This window comes from Nocardia higoensis, assembly GCF_015477835.1.
GTDB classification, from domain to species: domain Bacteria; phylum Actinomycetota; class Actinomycetes; order Mycobacteriales; family Mycobacteriaceae; genus Nocardia; species Nocardia higoensis_A.
The window spans coordinates 1,413,770-1,435,890 of sequence record NZ_JADLQN010000001.1 but is presented as its reverse complement, the minus strand read 5'-3'; the positions used below and the strand labels follow the sequence as shown (position 1 = coordinate 1,435,890).

The window sequence follows — 22,121 nt, the reverse complement described above, 5'->3', positions numbered from 1 at the left end:
GGCCGCCCGACGGTTCAGGCGAAACCGGATTCCTCGGGGTGGGTGACGGGGGCGGTGAGCATGCCCGCGCAGGCGTCGGTGAGGAAGGGGCGCCGTCTCACTGGTGTACGTCTTCATCGTCGACCTTCTGCGTCCGATGCCCGACCTCGAGGTGACCGGCGGCGGGCAGCCCATCGCGGACAAGCCCGATGACCGCACCGAGGAACCTGTGCGGGCGCCCGCCTGATCGGCCCCTCGGACACAATTGCACAACGTTCCGCCGACCCCGCCCGTGTGCGGCGAGGTCGCCGGAACGTTCGCGTTCGCGCGACTCAACCGTTCGGAAGCGACAGGATCGCCTGCTTCGGCCGAAGAATTCCGCCACGTTCACCGTGCCGGAACCTTTTTGTCTCGAAATGGTTTCGGATTCGCCTCCGGGGGTGAGCAAGGCCCATTGCGGTGTACTCGCACCGTAGTTACGATGGCGATTCCAACCCAGTCGTCGAGAACGCGCGAACGCTCGGCGGCGGCCGGTCCGAATGATTGTCGTAGACCGGCACCACATGGATTCTCCCAATTGTCGGGGTTGCGGAGCGAATCCACAGCACACGTTCGGCGACAATGGCGTCGCCGGGCTGGTGCGCTGACCTGTACCAAAGCATGCCAGTCCAGAAGGCGATCGGTGCAACCGATGAACTCCAACGACGTTCGATTCGAGCGCGTCGCACCCGACCTCGGTCCTCCCCATGTCGGGCGCCTGCGCGCACGCTGCCCGGAGGGCGGCTCCTTTCCGGGCCGCGGTGGTCTCTCCGACCGCGGCTTTCACCGGATACAACACCTGCGGTGACATTCCGTGACAACTCGTGCCTCCGATCGGGGCCGAGTCGAGCGACGGGGGTCGCGCCCGCGGTGGTCCAGGAGCGTCGGAAAATAACATCGGCGTAATTCCAGCCGCGTATCGCCGCGGTCGGCGGACGATGCCGTCCGCAACCATACAGCTGAAGATTTTGTTCGATTGTTATTCGGCGCCGTCGCCGCTTCATTTTCGGGGCGTATTACCGGCGAACGGCAGCCGGACTTTCGGGAGCGGACGGTCAGGGAGGAACCCGCTGCTTTCGGAAAACGAAATCAACGGGAGGTCCAGTGAGCCAGCTCGAGCGCAATCCCGGCGGTAATCGGAAGCGTGCCGTTTCCTCGGTATTCGGAACGGCGGATCGCCTCACCGGGACCGGCGATCCGGGGACGGGCAACACCTCGGGTGCGGAATACGCCGGCGCCGAAACGGCGGGACCGGCCGGGCCCGCACCGTTCCGCCTCACCGCCGCGCAACGCGGCATCTGGTTCGCTCAGCACCTCACCGGGTCGTCGCCGATCTCGGTGGCGCAGTATGTCGAGATCACCGGCGAGCTGTTCCCGGAGCTGCTCATCGAGGCATGCCTCACCGTCGGCCGTGAGTTCGGATCCGGGCACCTGCGGCTGATCGAGGTCGACGGGGAGCCGCTGCAGTACGTCGACTACGACTTCGATTCACCGGTGATCGAGGTGGATCTGCGCGGGCACGCCGACCCGGTCGCGGCGGCGCATCGGCTGATGGTGCAGGACTATTCGACCCCGCTGGACCTGCGCAACGACCGCCTGATGACCAGCGTGATCTATCAGGTCGGCGTCGACCACTATCTCTGGTACCAGCGTGCCCATCACATCGCGCTCGACGGCTACGCCGCGGTCACCATGCTGCGCCGGATCACCGAGCTCTACAACGCCTGGTTGCGGGGCCTGGAGGAGCCGAAGTCGACAGCCCAGGACCTGCGGGAGATCACCGCGCAGGATATGGCCTACCGGGAATCGGAGCGCTTCGCCAACGATCGCCGGTACTGGATCGAACATCTGGCAGGCGCACCACCGGTGGTGAGCCTGGCCGGCCGGGTGGGCAAGCCGACGATCCACCCGCTGCTGATCAGCCAGGAGTTGCCGGAACAGACGGCCCGCCTGATGGATGCGCTGGTGCTGGCGCGCGGCAGCAGTGTGACCCCCGTGGTGGTCGCGGCCTTCGCCGCGTACCTGGGCCGGATGACCGGCAGCGACGAAGTGCTGCTGAGTCTGCCGGTCTCGGGCAGGCATTCGGCGGTGCTGCGCCGTTCGGGCGGCATGGTCGCCAATGTCGTTCCGCTGCGGCTTCGGGTCACCCCGCGCACCGTCGGCGAGCTGATCGACGCCACCCAGAGCGAGCTGACCAGCGCCCTGCGCAGGCAGCGCTACCGCCAGGAGGACATCTTCCACGACATGGGAATCGCCCGTGACGAGGCGGCGTCCTTCGGTCCGGCGGTGAACCTCATGATGATCGAGAACGAAGTGGTCTTCGGTGAGACGACCGGCCGGCTCAATGTGCTGACCTCGGGGCCCACCGCCGATCTGTTCGTCAATCTCTATCCCGGTGCGGGCAAGGAGAACACCCACATCGATTTCCAGGGCAACCCGGAGATCTACAGTGCCGACGAGCTGGCCGCCCACCATCGCCGATTCCTGCTGTTCCTGCACGAGTTCCTGGCGGGCGGGGCCGACTGCCAGGTCGGCCGATTGCCGCTGCTCACCGGCGAGGAACGGGCCGAACTGGTTCCGGTGCGCGGGGGAGCCGACGTCGAAGCCCGGTTGCTGCCCGACATCCTGACCGAGGGCGCGCGCCACGACCCGTCGGCCACCGCGATCGTCTCCGCGGGCCACACGGTCACCTACGCCGAACTCGACGCGCGCTCATCCCGGCTGGCCCGGCACCTGATCGCGCTGGGCTGCGGCCCGGACGACGCGGTGGCGATCCTGATCCGGCGGTCGGTCGAGTCGATCATCGCGGCGTGGGCGATCGCCAAGTGCGGCGCGGCCATCGTGCAGGTGGACCCGGAGTATCCGCCGAAGCGGATCGAGCACATGATGACCGACAGCGGCGCGCGTGTGGCCTTCACCCTCGAGGAATACCTGCCGCGACTGCCGGAGCAGGTGCGTGCGGTGGCCATCGACGATCCGGCGACATCGCATGCCTGCGACACCCTTTCGGGCGAGCCGGTCACCGACGCCGAGCGCGTCCGTCCGCTGCGCCCGGCGAACCTCGCCTACATGACCTACACCTCGGGTTCCACGGGCGTTCCGAAGGGGGTCTACGTCCCCCACACCGGCCTGGCGAACCTCATCGCCGACCGCACCGAGACATACGGTATCGAGCCGAATGCGCGCATCTCGTACGCGCTTTCGCCGAGTTTCGACGCATCGATGGAACAGTTCCTCACCTGCTTCGCCAACGGGGCGACGCTGGTGGTGGTGCCGCCGGAGGTGATCGGCGGGGAGACGCTCACCGACCTGCTCGCCGCGACGCGAGTGACCCATCTGACCCTGACACCTGCGATGTTGGCGACGGTGGATCCGAACCCGCTGACCGCTTTGCGGGTCGTGGTGGTCGGCGGCGACGTGTGCCCGCCGCACGTCATGGACCGGTGGTCGCGCGCGGCGACGATGTTCAACGAATACGGACCGACGGAGACCACGGTGACCGCGGCGGGCGCGCACATCCGCCCCGACGGTGCCCGCACTGTCGGTGGTCCGATCCGCGGGGTGGCGGCCATGGTGCTGGGACGGACCCTGCAGCCCGTGCCGAAAGGCACGGCGGGTGAGTTGTACCTCGCGGGTCCGGGGATGGCCCGCGGGTACAGCCACTTGCTCGCCGAGTCGGCGGCCAGGTTCGTCGCCAACCCCTACGGTGCGCCGGGGGAGCGGATGTACCGCACCGGCGACCTCGCGCGCTGGGTCGGCGAGGGAGCGGAGCCGGCGCTGGAACTGATGGGGCGCAGCGATTTCCAGGTCAAGATCCGTGGCTACCGGATCGAGCCGGGCGAGATCGACGCCGCACTGACCGGGCACGAGGACATCGGCATGTCGGTCACTGTCCCCGCGCGCAACAAGGCGGGCGTCACCGTGCTGGTGTCCTATGTGGTGCCGGTGCGCGATCGGCAGCTCGATGCGGTGGAGCTGCAGCGCTACGCGCGCGAATCCCTGCCACCGCACATGGTCCCCGCGGTGATCATGCCCCTGGAAGCCATGCCCACCAACGCCTTCGGGAAGGTCGATCGCGCCGCGTTGCCCGAACCGGAGTTCGGCAACGCCCCGGAAGGCCGCCCTCCGGCCACGCCGAAGGAGAATCTGATCGCGGGACTGTTCCGCGAGGTGCTCGGGGCACGTCAGGTCAGCGCCGACGACAGCTTCTTCGCCCTCGGCGGCGACAGCATTCTGTCGATCCAGCTGGTGGCGCGGGCCAAGGCCGTCGGCGTGAACTTCTCCACCCAGGACGTGTTCGACCAGAAGACCGTGGCGGCGCTGGCCGCGACCGCCACCGAATCCGGCAGCGGTCCCCGGCTGCCCGAACTGCCCGGCGGCGGCGTCGGAGCGATGCCGCTGTCGCCGATCATGCACGCCATGCTCGAGCGCGGTCATTTCGACCGCTTCGCGCAGGCCGCGCTGGTGACGCTGCCCGACGGGGTCCGGCACGGCGATCTGGTGCGGGCGCTGCAGGCGGTGCTGGATCACCACGACATGCTGCGCGCGGTGCTGCGCGGCGCGAAGTCGGTGGACCGGTTCGTCGATGTGCTGGAGCCGGGTTCCGTTGCCGCCGAGAAGGTTCTGACCGATGCCCGGCTCGAGCGTCGCGACGCCGCCGAGGTGGACGCGTATCTGCAGGCCGCGGCCGATCGGCTCGATCCCGCCCGCGGCGTGCTGGTGCAGGCGGTCCGACTCTGCGACGACCCCGATCGCGGCCCCGACCTGCTGTGGCTGGTGATCCACCACCTGGCTGTCGACGCGGTGTCGTGGCGCAACCTGCTCGCCGACCTCGGACACGCGTGGTGCCAGGCAGAGGAAGGCGGTGAACCGCAGGTGGGTGCGCCCGCCACCTCGATGCGCCGCTGGGTGCACGGTCTGGTCGAGCAGGCGCCGCACCGACGCGAGGCCGAGCTCGATTGGTGGAAAGACGTGCTGGCGCCGGGGGATCGGCTGCTCGGCTCGCGACGCCTCGATCCGCGCCGCGACGTCGGGGCGACAGCGGGCATGGTCCGCACACGGGTGCCCGCCGACGTCACCGAGGCCGTGCTCACCACTGTCGCGGCCCGCTACCACGGCGGCGCCAACGATCCGTTGCTGACGGCCTTGGTGCTGGCACTGAGCGAGTGGCGGCGAGAACGCGGCACCGCCGTGGCCGGTGAGCTGATCTCGCTCGAAGGCCACGGCCGCGAGGAACAGGCCGTGCCCGGTGCCGATCTCAGCGGTACGGTGGGCTGGTTCACCACGCGCTTCCCGGTCCGGCTCGACCTGCGCGGCATCGATCTCGACGAGGCGTTCGCGGGTGGCCCGGCGGCGGGACTGGCCATCAAGCGGGTGAAGGAACAGTTGCGCGCCGTACCGGACAACGGCATCGGGTTCGACATGGTGCGCCGGCTCGATGCCCTCGGCGCCGCCGAACTCGCGGGGGCGCCGGAACCCCAGATCAGTTTCAACTATCTGGGCCGGGTGGGTGTCCGCGACCGGTCGGGGGCGTGGGCACCCACCTCGGAGTTCGACGCTCTGACCTCGACCACCGATCCACGGATGGCCTTGCCCGCCGTGGTGGACGTCAACGCGATCGCCGAAGAAGGCCCCGACGGCCTCGAACTCGAGGCGACGTGGGAGTTCGCCGCGCAGATCCTCGGCGTCGCCGACATCGAGGAACTCGCGGACCTGTGGGTTCAGGCCCTGCGGGCGGTCGCCGAGCACGTGCGTTCGGAATCCGCGGGCGGCTACACCCCGTCGGACTTCTCGCTCGTCGAGGTGACCGCCGAGGATATCGACGGCTGGCAGCGCGAGTACCCGTCGATGACCGACGTGTGGCCGCTGACGGCCCTGCAGTCCGGGCTGCTGTTCCACGCTGTCTACGACGCCGACGGCGCGGACGGCTACACCGTGCAGGCGGCGCTCAGCTTCGCGGGCGAGGTCGACGCCGACCGGATGCGCCGTGCCGCGCAACTACTCCTGGACCGCCACGACAGCCTGCGCGCCGCCTTCGTCGAAAGCCCCTCGGGGCCACGTCAGATCGTGCTGCGTGATGTCGAGGTGGACTGGAACTTCTACGACGTCACCGGCATCGACGACCCCCGCGCCCGCGAAGAGGAACTGCGCAGGCTGGCCGCCGTGGCCGCCGAGCCGTTCGATCCCGCGCACCCGCCGCTGCTGCGATTCCATCTGGTGCGCACCGGCGCCGAGGAATACCAGCTGTTGGTGACCAACCACCACATCGTGCTCGACGGCTGGTCCATGCCGCTGATCGTCCACGAACTGCTCACCGCCTACCGCACCGGCGGCGATCCGGCCGCACTCGGCCCGGCCCGCTCCTATCGGGACTATCTGCAGTGGGTGGCGGCGCAGGACCACGACGCCGCGATGGCGGCGTGGCGACGGATGCTCGACGGCATCGAGAGCCCGACCAGGGTCACCGGCCACACGGACCGCGTCGTCACCGCGCACAACGGTGACGTGGGGCTGCGCCTGGATCCCGCGACCAGCGCCGCGGTGCTCGCGCTGGGCCGCTCCCACGGCGTCACGGCGAATACCGCGGTCCAGACCGCGTGGGCGTTGCTGCTGACCGTGCTGACCGGTCGCTCGGATGTGGTGTTCGGCAACACGGTCTCCCATCGCCCGCCGCAGCTGGCCGGTGTGGAGCGCATGGTCGGTCTGTTCATCAACACCCTGCCGGTGCGGGTCCGCCTCGATCCTGGCGAGACGATCGGCGACCTGCTGGCCCGTGTGCAGTCCGAGCAGGCCGCCATGCTCGACCACCGCCATATCGGTCTGGCCGAACTCCAGCGCGAAACCGGTGTGGCCGACATGTTCGACACCGTGACGGTGCTCGAGTCCTATCCGCTCGACCAGCGGGAACTGTCCGGGGATCTCAGCGGCGCGGGACTGCGTCTGGTCGATGTCGACGCCCACGACGCGACACCGTATCCGCTGAGCCTGCAGGTCACCCCGCCACGGCCGATGCGCGAGGGCAGTGCAACGCTGGGCGAGCCGGACAGCCACACGGTGACACTGCGCTTCTCCACCGACCGGTTCGACGTGGACGAGGCCCGCACACTGCTGGAACGCTTCGAGTCGATCCTGACCCAGCTGGTCACCGACCCCACCGCGAAGGTCGCCGCCGTGCGTACCTGCTGGGACGATGAACGCGCGCAGCTGCTTTCGGTGGGATCCCAGCCGCTGGTCACCGAACGCACCCTGCGTGAGATCCTCGCCGACAGCGCGCGCGCCCATCCCGACAACGAGGCCGTCCGCTTCGGCGACACCTCGCTGACCTACCGCGAACTCGATCGGCGCGCGTCCCGGCTCGCCGCGGAGCTGGCGGCGCGCGGCGCACGTCCGGAGATGTTCGTCGCCCTCGCCCTTCCACGTTCGCCCGAACTGATCGTCGCGTTGTGGGCGGTGGCGAAGACCGGCGCGGCCTTCGTCCCGATCGACCCGAGCCACCCGGCCGATCGCATCGACGGGCTGCTGAAGGACTCCCGCAGTTCGCTGGGCATCACGGTTCCGACGGTGGCGCGCGGACTCCGGGGCACCGTCGATTGGGTCGTCCTCGGCGACAACGCCGAAGCGGACGCCGGTGAGCCGATCGCGGTCGGGCCTGCGCCTGCCCTGCGTACCGACCACACGGCCTACGTGATCTACACCTCCGGTTCGACCGGCACGCCGAAGGCGGTACAGGTGACGCATCGCGGCCTGGCCGGTCTGGTCGCCGCGCAGGCCGAGTCCTTCCAGGTGCACCCGGGGTCGAAGGTGTTGAACGTGGCCTCACCGGGATTCGACGCGTACGTCTCGGAACTGCTGCTCGCGCACAGCGTGGGAGCCTGCCTGGTGGTGGCGCCGTCGGAGGCCTACGCGGGCCCCGACCTGGAGGCGCTGCTGAGCGAGCGGCGTGTCTCGCACGCCATCATCACCCCGTCGGTGCTCAGCACTCTGGACCCGGCGCGGCTGCCCGATCTCGCCACGATCGCCGTCGTCGGGGAAGCCACCGGTCCGGAGACGGTCGATCGCTGGGCGCCCGGTCGACGGTTGATGAACCACTACGGCCCGACCGAGACCACCATCTGGGCCACGGGCGCGGACTCGCTGCGGCCGGGGGAGCCGGTGACCATCGGTGGCCCGATCCCCGGCGTGTCGGTGGCCGTGCTCGATCACTGGCTGCGCCCGGTCCCGGTCGGCGTGACCGGTGAGCTCTACCTGGGCGGTCCGGGGCTGGCCCGCGACTACTTCGGTCGCCCCGACCTGACCGCATCCCGGTTCGTGGCCGACCCCGCCTCGGGTGACGGCGCGCGCCTGTACCGGACCGGTGACGCGGTGCGCTGGGTGCGCGGCCCCGCCGGCCCCGAGCTCGAGTACCTGGGCCGCAACGACCAGCAGGTCAAGATCCACGGCCTGCGGATCGAGCCGGAGGAGATCGACGCGCACCTGGTCGGCCACGAATGCGTCGCGAGCGCCGCGACCATCGCCCGTCCCGGACCGGCGGGCGAGCCCGTCCTGGTGTCCTATGTCGTGCCGGTTCCCGGTGCGGCACTGGACATCCGGGCGCTGCACGACGATCTCGCCGCGGCGCTGCCGCACTACATGAACCCGGCCGCCATCGTGGCGCTGGAGGCCATGCCGCTGTCCACCTCGGGCAAGATCGCCCGCAATGTGCTGCGCCGGCGCGAGTTCCAGGTCGATGCGGTGCCGGGTCGCGCGCCCGCCACACCCGCCGAGCAGATCATGGCGCGGTTGTTCGCCGAGGTTCTGCAGCTCGACCCCGACAGCGTGAGCGCGGAGAGCAACTTCTTCACCCTCGGCGGCGACAGCATCGTCTCCATGCGCCTGGTGGCGCTGGCCAAGGCCGCCGGCCTGACCATCACGCCGCACGACGTGTTCGATGGAAAGACGGTGGCGGGCCTGGCGGCGAAGGCCCGCGTGGCGGCGGGTTCCCCGGCCGTCGAGCCGCCGGTCCATCCGTCCGGACCACCGCGCGCCGACGGACACGCGCACCCCACGGACTTCCCGCTGGTGCGGCTGACCGAGACCGATATCGCCCGCCTCGAGCACCGCTACGGCGCGTTGGCCGACGTGTGGCCGCTGTCGCCCATGCAGTCCGGTATCCACTTCGACTCCGTGTACGACCCGGACGCGGGCGACACCTACACCGTGCAGACGGCCGTCGCCTTCTCCGGCGACATCGATCCCGACCGGCTGCGCCGCGCCGCGCAGGCACTTGTCGACCGGCACGGCATCCTGCGTGCCGCGTACGCCGAGACCGCCACCGGCCCGTGCCAGGTCGTGCTCGCGCACGCGGACGTCGCGTTCCGCGAGGTCCGCCTCGACGGTTCCGACGCGGCGGTGCGCGCCGAGGCCCGGGCGCTCGCGGCCGCCGACGCGGCTGCCGGATTCGATCTGTCCCAGCCGCCGCTGATCCGCTTCACGGTGATCCGCGCCGGCGAAGGGCAGAGGCGGCTGGTGATCACCAATCACCATGTGATCCTGGACGGTTGGTCGATGCCGCTGCTGCTGGGCGAACTGCTCGAGTACTACGGCTCGCCCGCACTGGTCGGCGCGGCCGGACCCGCCCCCTCCTACCGTGACTATCTGGTCTGGCTCACCGGCCAGGACCGGGCCGCCGCCGAGGCGGCGTGGGCCCACGAGCTCGCCCAGGTGGACGGGCCGACCCGAGTCGTCCGCACCAGCGGTCGGCTTGCCGACGCGGCGGCGGCCGAGGTCGAGTCCGAACTGAGCCCGCGGCATTACGAGCGACTGCGCCGGGTCGCCGCGGAGACCGCCGTCACGGTCAACGTGGCCATCGCCGCGGCCTGGGCCCTGAATCTGCGGGTGCTGACCGGGGACACCGAGGTGATCTTCGGCGCCGCGGTCTCCGGCAGGCCGCCGGAGCTGCCGATGGTCGATCAGGCCCTCGGCATGTACCTCAACACCATTCCGATGCGTGCCCGGCTCGAGCCGACCGCCACGCTGCGGGAAGTGCTGACCGACATCCAGGCCACCCACGCCCGCATGCTGGACCACCACTTCATCGGCCTGCCCGACATCCTGCGCAGCGCCGGAGTGTCCGAGCTGTTCGACACCGCGATCGCGTTCCAGTCCTTCCCGGTCGATCGCCCCGCGCTGCAGCGGCTCGTCGACTCGGCGGGACTGCACGTGGAAGAGATCACCGGCGTGGACGCCACACCGTTCCCGCTGAGCCTGGTCCTCACCCCGACCTACGCCGAGGACGGCACCCCGGCGTTGCACACGACTTTGCGCTTCCTGGAACACGATGTCGAGACCGCCCAGGCCCGCGCGATCCTGGACCGCTTCGTCGAACTGCTGTGCCACATCGCCGAAACACCGGACGACCGGCTCGGCGACCTCGCGCTCACCGACGAGCCGGGGGTGAGCTGGCCCGAACTCGACGCCGAGCGCATCACACCGCGCACCCTGCCCGCGCTCCTCGGGGCCGCCGCGGCGGCCGTGCCCGACGCGCCCGCGGTCGTCTACGGCGAGCGAGCGGCGATCGGCGACGAGCAGTCGGCGACCGACGCCCCGCAGGACGGGCATGTCATGACCTACCGGCAACTCGACGAACGATCCGACCGCCTCGCCCGGCTCCTGCTCAGGCGCGGTGTCCGGCCGGGAACCGTTGTGGCCTGCGTCCTACCCCGATCGACAGCGGCTGCACTGACTCTGTGGGCGGTCGCCAAGACCGGCGCGACCTTCCTGGCCGTCGACCCCAAACTGCCCGCCGAACGCATCGCGTTCATGGTCGACGACTCCGGCGCGCGCGTGGGCGTGAGCGACACCGCATCCACCGATCGGCTGCCCGCGGCCTTCGACCGGCTGCTCGTCGACGACGAACGAACCCTCCGGGCGATCGAGGCGATGCCCTCCGGTCCGATCACCGATGCCGAACGAGGCGGCCCTGTCCCGATCGAGGCCACCGCGTATCTGCTCTACACCTCCGGCTCCACCGGTGTCCCGAAGGGCGTACTGGTGGGCCATCGTGGTCTGGCCGATCTGGTGGCCGCCCAGCGCCGCTATCTCGGTGTCGGCCCGGATTCCATTGTGCTGCAGGTGGCTTCGCCGAGTTTCGACGCCTCGGTGTTCGAACTGCTGATGGCCCACGGCTCCGGCGGCAGGCTGGTGATCTCGCCCGCGGACGTCTACGGCGGCCCCGAACTGGCGCGACTGATACGCCGCGAACACGTGTCGCATGCGGTGCTGACGCCGTCCGCCCTGGCTACCGTGCCCGACGACGGCATGGACGAGCTGCGGGTGCTGGCGACGGCAGGCGAGCCGGTCGGCCCGGAACTGGTCGAGCGGTGGGCGCCGAACCGCGCCATGATCAACCTCTACGGCCCCAGCGAGTCGACCATCTGGGCGACCGCGAGCGCGCCCATGCACCCCGGCCTGCCGATCACCGTCGGCCGCCCGGTCGGCCCGGTCGCCACGGCGGTGCTCGACACCTGGCTGCGCCCGGTGCCCGACGGTGTCGTGGGTGAGCTGTATCTGTTCGGCGTCGGCTTGGCCGACGGGTACATCGGCAAACCCGGAATGAGCGCGGCCCGCTTCGTGGCCTGCCCGTTCGGCGAACCAGGACGCCGGATGTACCGCACCGGCGACCTGGTGCGCCGCACCGCCTCGGGCGAGCTGGAATTTATCGGCCGCAACGACTTCCAGGTGAAGATCCGCGGCACCCGGATCGAGCTCGGCGAGATCGACGCGGCCCTGGGCGCGCGGCCGGAGGTCGCCTGGGCGGTCACGGTGCCGCGCGCCGCCGAGGGGCGTCCGGTGCTGCTGGTGTCCTACGTGGTGCCGGTCGAGGGGACGAGTGTGTCCGGCGGCGAGTCGCGCGAGGATCTGGGCAAGACGTTGCGCGAAGCGCTGAGCGCCACGCTGCCCGCCTACATGGTGCCGCACGCGGTGATCGTGCTCGACGAGGTGCCGCTGACCGCCAACGGCAAACTCGATCGCGATCGGCTGCCCGCGCCGGAGTTCGCCACGCGCGAGTTCCGCGCGCCCAGTTCGTGGCTGGAGGGCGTGGTCGCGGCCGCGTTCGCCGATGTGCTCGACGTGAAACGGGTCGGCGTGGACGACGACTTCTTCGTCCTCGGCGGTGATTCTCTGAGCGCCTCGCTGGTGGCGGCGCGAATCGGCGCGGCACTGGACGCGCGGGTTCCCGTGCGCGCGGTGTTCGAGGCGCCCACCGTCGGCGCGCTGGCCGAACTCGCACGCACCTTCGGCGGCCGTGGCCGGGTGGCGCTCACCGCGGGGGTGCGTCCGGAGCTGGTGCCGTTGTCGCTGGCCCAGCAGCGGATGTGGTTCCTGAACCGCTTCGAGCCGGACTCGGCGGCCTACAACATCCCGGTCATGCTGCGCCTGTCGGGCCGGTTGAACATCGCCGCGCTCGAGGCGGCGCTACGCGACGTGGTGGAGCGGCACGAGGTGCTGCGCACGATCTACCCGGAGACCGCGGGCGAACCCCACCAGTGGGTCCTCGACGATCCGGAGCCTGCCCTGATCCGGGTCGCCCCCGCGCGGGAGGAAGCGGTCGCCGAAGTCGTGGGCGCGTTCATGCGCGCGGGCTTCGACGTCACCACGCAGGTGCCGATGCGCGTCGGCCTGTTCGAGATCGCCGGCCGTGGGCGTGCCGCCGGTGAAGGGGAATACCTGCTGGTCATGGTCGTGCACCACATCGCGGGTGACGGCCAGTCGATGGGACCGCTGGCCCGCGACGTGATGGTCGCCTACACCGCGCGGGTCGCCGGCCACGCCCCGGTGTGGGAGCCGCTGCCGGTCCAGTACGCCGACTACGCGCTGTGGCAGCGGCAGGTGCTCGGCTCGGCCGACGACCCCGAATCACTGCTGGCCGAGCAGCTGGCGTTCTGGCGCTCGACCCTGGACGGCGCCCCGGACCAGTTGCACCTGCCCATGGATCGGCCCAGGCCCGCGACCTCCTCGCTGGAGGGCGGCCGGGTGCCGTTCCGGATCGCGCCCGAGGTCCATCGCAAGCTCGTGGAACTGGCGCACGAGCAGGGCGCCTCGCTGTTCATGGTCGTGCACGCGGCCCTGGCCGTCCTGCTCGGGCGCTCGAGCGACACCGACGACGTGGTGATCGGCACTCCGATCGCCGGTCGCGGCGAGCAGGGACTCGACGATCTGGTCGGCATGTTCGTCAACACACTGGTGCTGCGGACCCCGGTCGAGGCGAAGGAACCGTTCACCGGCCTGCTCGACCGCACCAGGGAGATCGACCTGCTCGCCTTCGAACACGCGGACGTGCCGTTCGAGCGTGTCGTGGAGGAACTCAATCCCGACCGTTCGAGCTCCGCGCATCCGTTGTTCCAGGTGCTGCTCGCCTTCCAGAACTTGTCGAACGTCGAGGTGGCGCTGCCCGAGGTCGTCGTCTCGCGCGCCGATGTGGACACCGGTGTGAGCCAGTTCGACCTGCAACTGGTGCTCTCCGACGAATACGGCGAATCCGGTGACCCCGAGGGCGTCTCGGGCCAGATGATGTACGCGCGCGACCTGTTCGACGAGGCCACGGTGACCGGCTTCGTCGACCGCCTGAACCGGCTGCTGGCAGGCATCGCCGCCGACCCCGCCGCACCGGTCGGCGACATCGACTGGCTGGCCGAAGGCGAACGCGACGACCTCGTCTCGCGTGTCGGCGCACGTCCGGAGACGGACTCGCCCGCCACACTGCCCGAGCTGTTCGCGGCAGCGGTCCGCGAGAATCGCGGCGGCACAGCTCTTGTCGCAGGCGATACCGAGCTGACCTATGCCGAACTCGACGAGCGCTCCAGCCGGCTGGCCCGGCTGCTGATCGCCGCGGGGGCCGGGCCGGAGGTCCCGGTGCCGGTCGCGGTGGCGCGGTCGGTGGAATCGGTCGTCGCCTGGTGGGCGGTGGTGAAGTCCGGCGCCGTCTACGTTCCGGTCGACCCCACCTACCCGGCTGCCCGCATCGAGCAGATGATCACCGAATCGGGTGCGGCACTGGGGATCACGGTGTCCGGCGCTCGCGACGAGCTGCCCGGCGCGGTGGACTGGATCGTCGTCGACTCTCCTGGTGTCCTGGCCCGGCTGGAAGCCGTGTCCGCCGAGCCGGTCACCGACGACGAGCGGACGCGTCCGCTGCGCACCGAGAACATGGCCTACGTCGTCTTCACCTCCGGTTCCACCGGCGTGCCCAAGGGCGTGGCCGTCAGTCACACGGGCATCGCCGACTTCCACGCGGGGCAACGCGCGGACACCGAGCTCACCCCCACCGCCCGTGTCCTGCACTTCGCCTCCCCGTCCTTCGACGCGTCGCTGCTCGAGATCCTGACCGCGGTCAGTGCCGCGGCCACTCTGGTGATCGCCCCGGTCGGCACCTACGGCGGTGGCGAACTGGCCGAGCTGCTGCGCACCCGTCGGGTGACCCACGCGTTCGTGACCCCGGCGGCGCTGGCCTCGGTCGATCCGGACGGCTTGGACGATCTGCGGCTGGTCATGTCCGGCGGCGAGCAGGTCCCCGAGGATCTGGTGCGGCGGTGGGCAGGTACCGACCGGGCGCGCAGACGCGAGTTCCGGGTGCTGTACGGCCCCACCGAGGCCACCATCATCGCCACGGCCGCACGCCGGGTACGACCGGGTGACCGGCCCACCATCGGCGTCCCGCTGCCGGGCATCCGGGCGCTGGTGCTCGACGGACGATTGCGGCCGGTGCCCGCCGGTGTGGCCGGTGAGCTGTACCTGGCAGGCCCGGCGTCGGCGCGCGGCTACCTCAACAAGCCCGCCGTCAGCGCGGCCCGCTTCGTGCCGTGCCCGTTCGGTGAACCGGGCGAGCGCATGTACCGCACCGGCGACGTGGTGCGCTGGACCACCGACGGCCGCCTGGCGTTCGTCGGGCGCAACGACTTCCAGGTCAAGATCCGCGGCTTCCGGGTCGAACTGGGCGAGATCGACGCGGTGCTCGACGCGCGCGAGGACGTCTCCTTCGCCGCCACGGTCCCGCGTCGCGAGGGCGCGGGAACGACGATGCTCGTGTCCTACGTCGTCCCCGCCGCCGGAGCCGAGGTCACCGGCGCGGAATTGAGCGCCGCCCTGGCCGAGGTGCTGCCGTCCTACATGGTGCCCGCGGCGGTGATGGTGCTCGACGAGGTCCCGTTGTCGCCCAACGGCAAACTCGACCGTCGAGCCCTGCCCGCACCGGTGTTGCAGGCCAAGCGATTCCGCGCGCCGGGGTCGCCGGTGGAGGAGATCGTGGCCGCCGTGTTCGGCGACGTGCTCGACATCGACCGAGCTGTCGGCGCCGACGACGACTTCTTCGAACTGGGCGGCAACAGCCTGATCGCGACCAGGGTGGCCGCCCGCGTCGGCGCCGCACTGGACACGACCGTCCCGGTGCAGATGATCTTCGAGGCCCCGACCGTGGCGCGGCTGGCCGCGCGGGTGGAATCGCACGCCGATGTGGGCCGGGTCGCGCTGACCGCACAGCGCAGGCCACCGCGCATTCCGCTGTCCTACGCACAGCAGCGGATGTGGTTCCTCAACCGCTTCGAGCCGGACTCGCCCGCCTACAGCATCCCGATCGTGATGCGCTTGCGCGGCCGCCTCGACCTGGAGGCGTTGCGTGCCGCCGTCGGTGACGTGGTCGCCCGCCACGAGGTGCTGCGCACCGTCTACCCACACGCGGGCGGCGAACCGGCCCAGGTGGTGCTGCCCGCGTCGGAGTCGGCGCCGTCGATCCCGGTCGTCGGCATCACGGAGGCCGAAGTCCCCGAGGCGGTCTCGGCTTTCGTGTCGCAGGTGTTCGACGTGACCTCCGAAGTCCCCTTTCGGCTGCGGCTGTTCGACCTCGGCGGCGACGAATGGGTGCTGGCCGCGGTCATGCACCACATCACCGGTGACGGCTCCTCCCTGCGCCCGCTGGCCCGCGACATGATGATGGCCTACGCCGCCCGCATGCAGGGGCAGGCCCCGGCGTGGACGCCGCTTGCGGTCCAGTACGCGGACTACGCCATCTGGCAGCACACGGTGCTCGGCACCGAGGACGACCCCGCCTCGCTGCTGCGGGCGCAGATCGATTTCTGGACGGCGGAACTGGCCGAACTGCCCGCCGTGCTGGAACTGCCGACCGACCGGCCCCGGCCACCGGTGCAGTCCTACGCGGGGGCGAGCGTGCCGTTCACCGTCGATGCCGCGCTGCACGCCGATCTGCAACGCGTCGCCCGGGCGCACAATGCCACGCTGTTCATGGTGTTCCACACCGCGCTGGCCGCGGTGCTGGCCCGATTGTCGGCCACCGACGATGTCGCGATCGGCACGCCCTACGCCGGCCGCGGCGAGCCCGAGCTCGACGATCTGATCGGCATGTTCGTCAACACCCTCGTGCTGCGGACCAGGGTGCGGGCGGGCATGTCGTTCACCGACCTGCTCGAACATGTGCGCGGCGCCGACCTGTCGGCGTTCGGACACGCCGACGTGCCGTTCGAACGGCTGGTGCAGGAGCTGAACCCGGTGCGTTCGCACGCCCATCACCCGCTGTTCCAGGTGATGCTGGCCTTCCAGAACCAGGCATCGACCGATTTCGAACTGCCCGAACTGTCGGTGTCGGCGGTGGAAGCAGACACCGGTACCTCGCTGTTCGATCTGCAGGTCACCGTGTCGGACTCCTACGACGACACCGGCGCGCCCGCGGGTCTCGACGGTGGGATCAGCTACGCGACCGACTTGTTCGATCCGGACACCGTGACAACCATCGTCGCCCGCCTGCAGCGCCTGCTGCGCGCATTGGCCGACGATCCGAGCCGACCACTGCACGAGGTCGACCTGCTCGACGCCGACGAACGGGAAGCCGTGCTGACACGGTGGAATGCGACTGATCGTCCGCTCGATCCGGACGTCACACTGGCCTCGATCATCGCCGACGCCGTCGGCACATACGCCGAGCGCACCGCCGTGCTCGACGGAGACCGGTCGCTGACCTACGCCGATTTCGCCTCGCGGGTGAACCGGCTGGCCCGCTGGCTGATCTCGCGTGGAGTCGGGCCGGAATCGCTGGTGGCGCTGCGGATGCGGCGCAGCCTGGATCAGGTTGTCGCCACGCACGCGGTGATCACCGCGGGCGGCGGCTACGTCCCGGTCGACCCGGACTATCCGGCCGACCGCATCGACTACATCCTCGCGACCGCCGAACCGGTGGTGGTACTGACGAGTCTGGACGGTCTGGATCTGTCCGAGTTCGACGACTCGCCCGTCACCGACGACGACCGGACCGCGGCGTTGCGGCCGGACAATGTCGCCTACGTGCTCTTCACCTCCGGCTCGACCGGACGGCCGAAGGGCGTGGCCGTGGCGCACCGCGCGGTGCTCAATCAGCTGCACTGGATCATCGGGACCTACACCCTCTCGCCCGAGGACACGGTGCTGTACAAGACGCCCGCGACGTTCGACGTGTCGGTGTGGGAGTTGTTCGGCACGCTCGCGGCGGGGGCCCGGATGGTGATCGCCAGGTCCGACGGCCACGCCGATCCGGCCTATCTCGCCGACGTCATCGCCGCGCAACGGGTCACGGTGACCTCGTTCGTGCCGTCCATGCTGGCGGCGTTCGCCGACGCGGTCCCGGCCGAGTCGCTGCATTCGCTGCGGGCGTTGTTGGTGGGCGGCGAGGCATTCGGCGGCGATGTGGTCGCCGCCGCCCGGCGCGTGCTGCCCGGCGCCGAGCTGCACAATCTCTACGGCCCGACCGAGTTCACCCTGCACGCGACCGCGCGCGCGGTGCGCGCGGACGACGAGGGCAGCATCCCGATGGGCGGTCCGGTGTGGAACGTACGGGCGTACGTGCTCGACACCCGGCTGCGTCCGGTGCCGCCCGGTGTGGCGGGTGAGCTGTACCTCGCGGGCGAGCAGGCGGCGCGCGGCTACCAATCGCGTCCCGGCCTGACCGCCGAGCGTTTCGTGCCCGACCCCTTCACCGAGGGCAAACGCCTGTATCGCACCGGAGACCTGGCCAGGTGGCGGCGCACAGGGGAGCTGGAGTACCTGGGCCGCACCGACTTCCAGGTGAAGCTGCGCGGCCTGCGGATCGAACTCGGCGAGATCGAAGCGGTCCTCGGCGAACACCACACGGTCGCCAGGGCGATCGCCGCGGTGTACGGCGAAGGGCTCGCGGCCCGCCTCGTCGGCTACCTGGTTCCCGCCGCGGGCGCCACCGTCGACGTCGACGCCGTGCTCGCCCACGCCGCCACCGAGCTGCCCGACTACATGGTGCCCAGCACCGTGCTGGTGCTCGACACCGTGCCGTTCACCGCCTCGGGCAAGCTGGATCGCAAGGCGCTACCGGAGCCGCAGCTGTCGACCAAGGAGTTCCGTGAGCCAGCCACCTGGCTGGAGGGTGAAGTGGCCCGTGCCTTCGAGAACGTCCTCGGCGTGGAGCGGGTCGGCGCCGACGACGACTTCTACGCCCTCGGCGGGAACTCGCTGCGCTCGGTGCAGGTGGTGACCGAACTGAAGAAGGGCCTGCACTACGAGGTTCCGGTGAGCTGGATGCTGTCGGATCCGCGCCCGGCCGATCTGGCCAGGCGCATCGAATCGGGGATGCGCTCGGGCGTCGACGCCACGACCGGTCAGGGGCTGGGATTCGAGGTGCTGCTGCCGATCCGGACCCGCGGTGAGTTGCCTCCGCTGTTCTGCGTGCACCCGGCATCGGGCCTGGCCTGGGCCTACCGTCCCCTCGACGAGTATCTTCGCGCCGACCGGCCCATCTACGGTTTGCAGGCGCCGCAACTCAGCGGCGAGCTGCCCGGTCCGACCACTATCGAGGAGATCGCCCAGCGCTACTACGACGAGATCAGGAAGGTTCAGCCGCACGGGCCGTACCACCTGCTCGGCTGGTCGCTGGGCGGTCAGATCGCGCACGCGATCGCCGCCGACATGCGCGAGGCCGGTGAACAGGTCGCGCTGCTGGCGTTGCTCGACGCCGAGGCCGACGGGTTCGACGCGTCGATGGTCACCACCGTCACGACCGGTGACCTCATCAGCAATCTCGGCCCGGTGCTCGGCATCGACTTCGTGGACGCCGAGGCCACTGCGCAGGAGGCGGCCGAACTGATCCGCGAGCACTTCGGTGACGGCGTCGGGGTCGACGCGGCCATGCTCGAGCGTATGACCGACGCCTACAACATGTCCATCCGCGCGGCCGCGGAATGGCGGCCCCGCCCCGTGGACACCGACATGCTGTACTTCACCGCGACCGAGAACCGCAGAGCCGACGCGCGGGGACACCAGGGCTGGGCACCGCTCGTCGGCGGTCGGATCGCCGACGTGAACGTCGACGCGGAGCACCTGGGCATGACCGATCCGGCCGTGCTCGCCCGGATCGCCGGGATCCTCGACGAATGGCTCGGCTGGTGATCACCCGGTCGGTGTCGGCGACCAGCCACTCGGCCCGTCCGACGGACTGCCGAATCGGACGAGCGCGGCGCGCTCAGCGAATCAGCTGAGCGCGCCGGTAAGCCGACGGGGAGAGACGACCGTCATGCGCCAGCCGACGACGCCGGACGCCCGCGTGGATCAGCCGGCGTTCGACTCCGCGTGACCGGGGCACCACTGGTCCGCGGGCACGCTCGCCTGGACCTCGTCGATGTGCTGACCGCATCCGGCCCAGGTGGTCTTACCGCAGGTCGAGCAGGGTGTGGGCATGCACATGGTGGATTCTCCGTCCGGTGGTGTCGTGGTGGGTCAGGCGGTGGCTCCCGGCCGGGGGCGCACCACGATGACGGGGCTGTCGGTTCCGTGCAACACAGCTTGGCTGACCGAACCGAGGGTCATGCCGGGGAACCCGCCGCGGCCGTGGCTGCCCACCACGACCAGGCGCGCCGATTCCGCGGCCTTCAACAGGAGCTTGGCCGGGCGCTCCTCTTCGACGAGACGCTCGACCACGACGTCAGGGTAGCGCTCGCCGTAACCGGCCAGGTTCTCCGCCACCAGGGCCTCCGCCTCGCCCTGCATCTCGTCGCGGGAGACATAGCGGTAGAGCTCGGACCACCCGTGCACGGCGACCAGCTTCGCGCCACGGGCTTGCGCCTCCTCGTAGGCCAGCGCGATGGCGGCGCTGCTCAGCGGCGACCCGTCCACGCCGACGACGACGGGGCCCTCGGGCGCGGGTTCGGTCTCCGGGATGACCGCGACCGGGGACTCGGCGTGCCGCACCAGCGCGGTGCTGACCGAGCCGAGCAGCGCCCGGCGGAACGCGCCGAGACCGCGGCTGCCGACCACGACCAGATGCGCCTCTTCGGAGCGGCGCAGCAGCTCGGGGATGGGCGCGGACACCACCACGGAGGACTTCACGGTGAGTTCGCCGATGGCGACGGCCGCCTTGCGCGCGGTCTCGGCGGCCTCGGCGACGGTCGGCTTCGCGGCCTCGATGCTCGTCTCGTTGTCGACCGGACCGGCGAAACCGGGGTCGAAGGTGACCGGCATGCCGATCGCGTACACCAGGTGCAGGGGCCGACGGTGCCTGGCGGCGTATTCGGCCGCCCAGACCAGCGCGGGGCGGGCGGATTCGGAGCCGTCCACTCCGACGACGACGGGCGCTTGCGAATTCTCGGACATCGGCAGCCTTTCGGGCGAGCTTGCTGGCGGGCATTCGGAGCGACCGACCGGACTGGCGTGCGGATTCGATCGGATTCTCGGAGCATAGGAGAATCCGGTCACGTCCCGCACGGGTCTTTGGTCCCGACGCTCGCGCCGGATACATCCTGCCGCACCCGGGTTCGGTCCGCCACGACCACCTCGGTGAAGTGGGCGACGCGGTGGGAGCACCCCCGCGATCACGCCGGGTGCCGGACTGCCGGTGAACACGGTGACCGCGACGGTCACCACCGTGGCGGTGATCTCGGCGATCGGCATGCGCGAACATCTTCCACGGTGATCAGCGGGAAGGGTCGTCCACCGAACCCGGCGGTACGGCCCGGGTCCGGTAGCAGGCGATCACCTGGCTCGCCCGAGGCCGCCTGCCTGTGCGCAGGCGGTGACAAGCCGAATCAGCGGCGGGTCTCACTCGGGCGGGAACGGGCGGTGCGCCAGGGTGCTCACTTCTTCGGGTGGACCACCATCACCGGGCACTGGGCGTTCTGCACCAGATCGTTGCTGGTGGAACCGAGCAGCAGGCCGCGGAACCCGCCGCGCCCCCTGCTGCCGACCACGACCAGCTGCGCCCGCTCGGACCACTCGCGCAGGTGTTTGCGCGGCCCGGACAAGTAGGCCCGGGTGGAGACGTCGAGATCGGGGAACTTCTCGCGCCAGCCCGCGAGCTGCTCGGCGAGCAACTGCTGCGCGGCTTCCTGCACATCCTGATCCTCGATGCCCGGCGGCAGGCCGAAGAACCCCTCCGCGGGCAGGTCGGTCCAGGAATGCACGGCGATCAGCGGCGCGTTGCGCTCGGCGGCTTCGGTGAACGCCACCTCCACCGCGGCGCGACCCAGCTCGCTGCCGTCCACGCCGACCACCACCGGCAGCCTCTGCCCGTTCGCGTCTTCGGTGGCGGTGGGGTTCGCGCCGCGCACCACGGCGACGGTGCCGGAGGCGTGCGAGGTGACCGCGAGCAGAGTCGACCCGAGGTGCGCGAGCGTGCCGCCGGTGCCGGTGGCGCCGAGGACGGTCAGGTGCGCGGTGGCCGATCGGTCGATGAGGATCTTGCCGGGACTGCCGTCGGCGGACTCGGTATCGATGTCGATGTCCGGGGCGACGGATGCCGCCAGCTCGCGGGCGCGGGCCAGTAGTTCGGCGCTGCTGTCCCGCATAGCGGTCGTCACCGGCGGGACGAAAAGATCGTAGGGCCCCAAGACCGCGCTGGCCGCGGCCACGTTCACGGCGTTGACGAGCAACAGGCGGCGCTTGCGGCGGGCGGCGGTCTCGGCGGCCCACCGCACCGCGGCGTCACCGGCGGTGCCGTCGATGCCGACGACGATCGGCGCGGAGACGAGGATGTGCGGGTCTTCACTGATCATGTGCGCGGCCCTTTCGCGAGTCGGCTGTGGTGCCCTCATGTTAGGCCGGATCCGGTCACACCCGCCGCAGGCCGA

At 70.6% G+C, this 22,121-nt stretch carries 4 protein-coding genes; 1 reads left to right on the top strand and 3 read right to left on the bottom strand.

The window, feature by feature from the left end:
- Nucleotides 1–1,122 precede the first annotated feature (1,122 nt).
- Entirely contained in the window at nt 1,123–19,449 is an 18,327-nt protein-coding gene (locus IU449_RS06385; RefSeq protein WP_195000970.1) for an amino acid adenylation domain-containing protein, read from the top strand.
- A 159-nt stretch (nt 19,450–19,608) separates the two neighbouring features.
- On the opposite strand, the gene IU449_RS29440 is transcribed toward IU449_RS06385, so the two are convergent.
- From IU449_RS29440 to IU449_RS06375, 3 genes are all read right to left on the bottom strand, one after another.
- Nucleotides 19,609–19,743 carry a hypothetical protein gene (locus IU449_RS29440; protein WP_267468261.1) on the bottom strand — a complete coding sequence of 45 codons (135 nt, stop codon included), beginning with the start codon at nt 19,741–19,743 and terminating at the stop codon, nt 19,609–19,611.
- Between the two features lie 33 nt (nt 19,744–19,776).
- Entirely contained in the window at nt 19,777–20,649 is an 873-nt protein-coding gene (locus IU449_RS06380) for a universal stress protein (RefSeq protein WP_195000969.1), read from the bottom strand.
- A gap of 479 nt (nt 20,650–21,128) precedes the next feature.
- The gene (locus IU449_RS06375) at nt 21,129–22,046 is read right to left on the bottom strand and encodes a universal stress protein (protein WP_195000968.1); all 918 of its coding nucleotides are present in this window, start codon (nt 22,044–22,046) and stop codon (nt 21,129–21,131) included.
- Between the last annotated feature and the right edge of the window lie 75 nt (nt 22,047–22,121).

Bases quoted from the DNA above. Each gene is read 5' to 3' on its own strand.
- IU449_RS29440 (WP_267468261.1), bottom strand. From the start codon at position 19,743: ATGTGCATGCCCACACCCTGCTCGACCTGCGGTAAGACCACCTGGGCC.
- IU449_RS06380 (WP_195000969.1), bottom strand. From the start codon at position 20,649: ATGTCCGAGAATTCGCAAGCGCCCGTCGTCGTCGGAGTGGACGGCTCC.
- IU449_RS06375 (WP_195000968.1), bottom strand. From the start codon at position 22,046: ATGATCAGTGAAGACCCGCACATCCTCGTCTCCGCGCCGATCGTCGTC.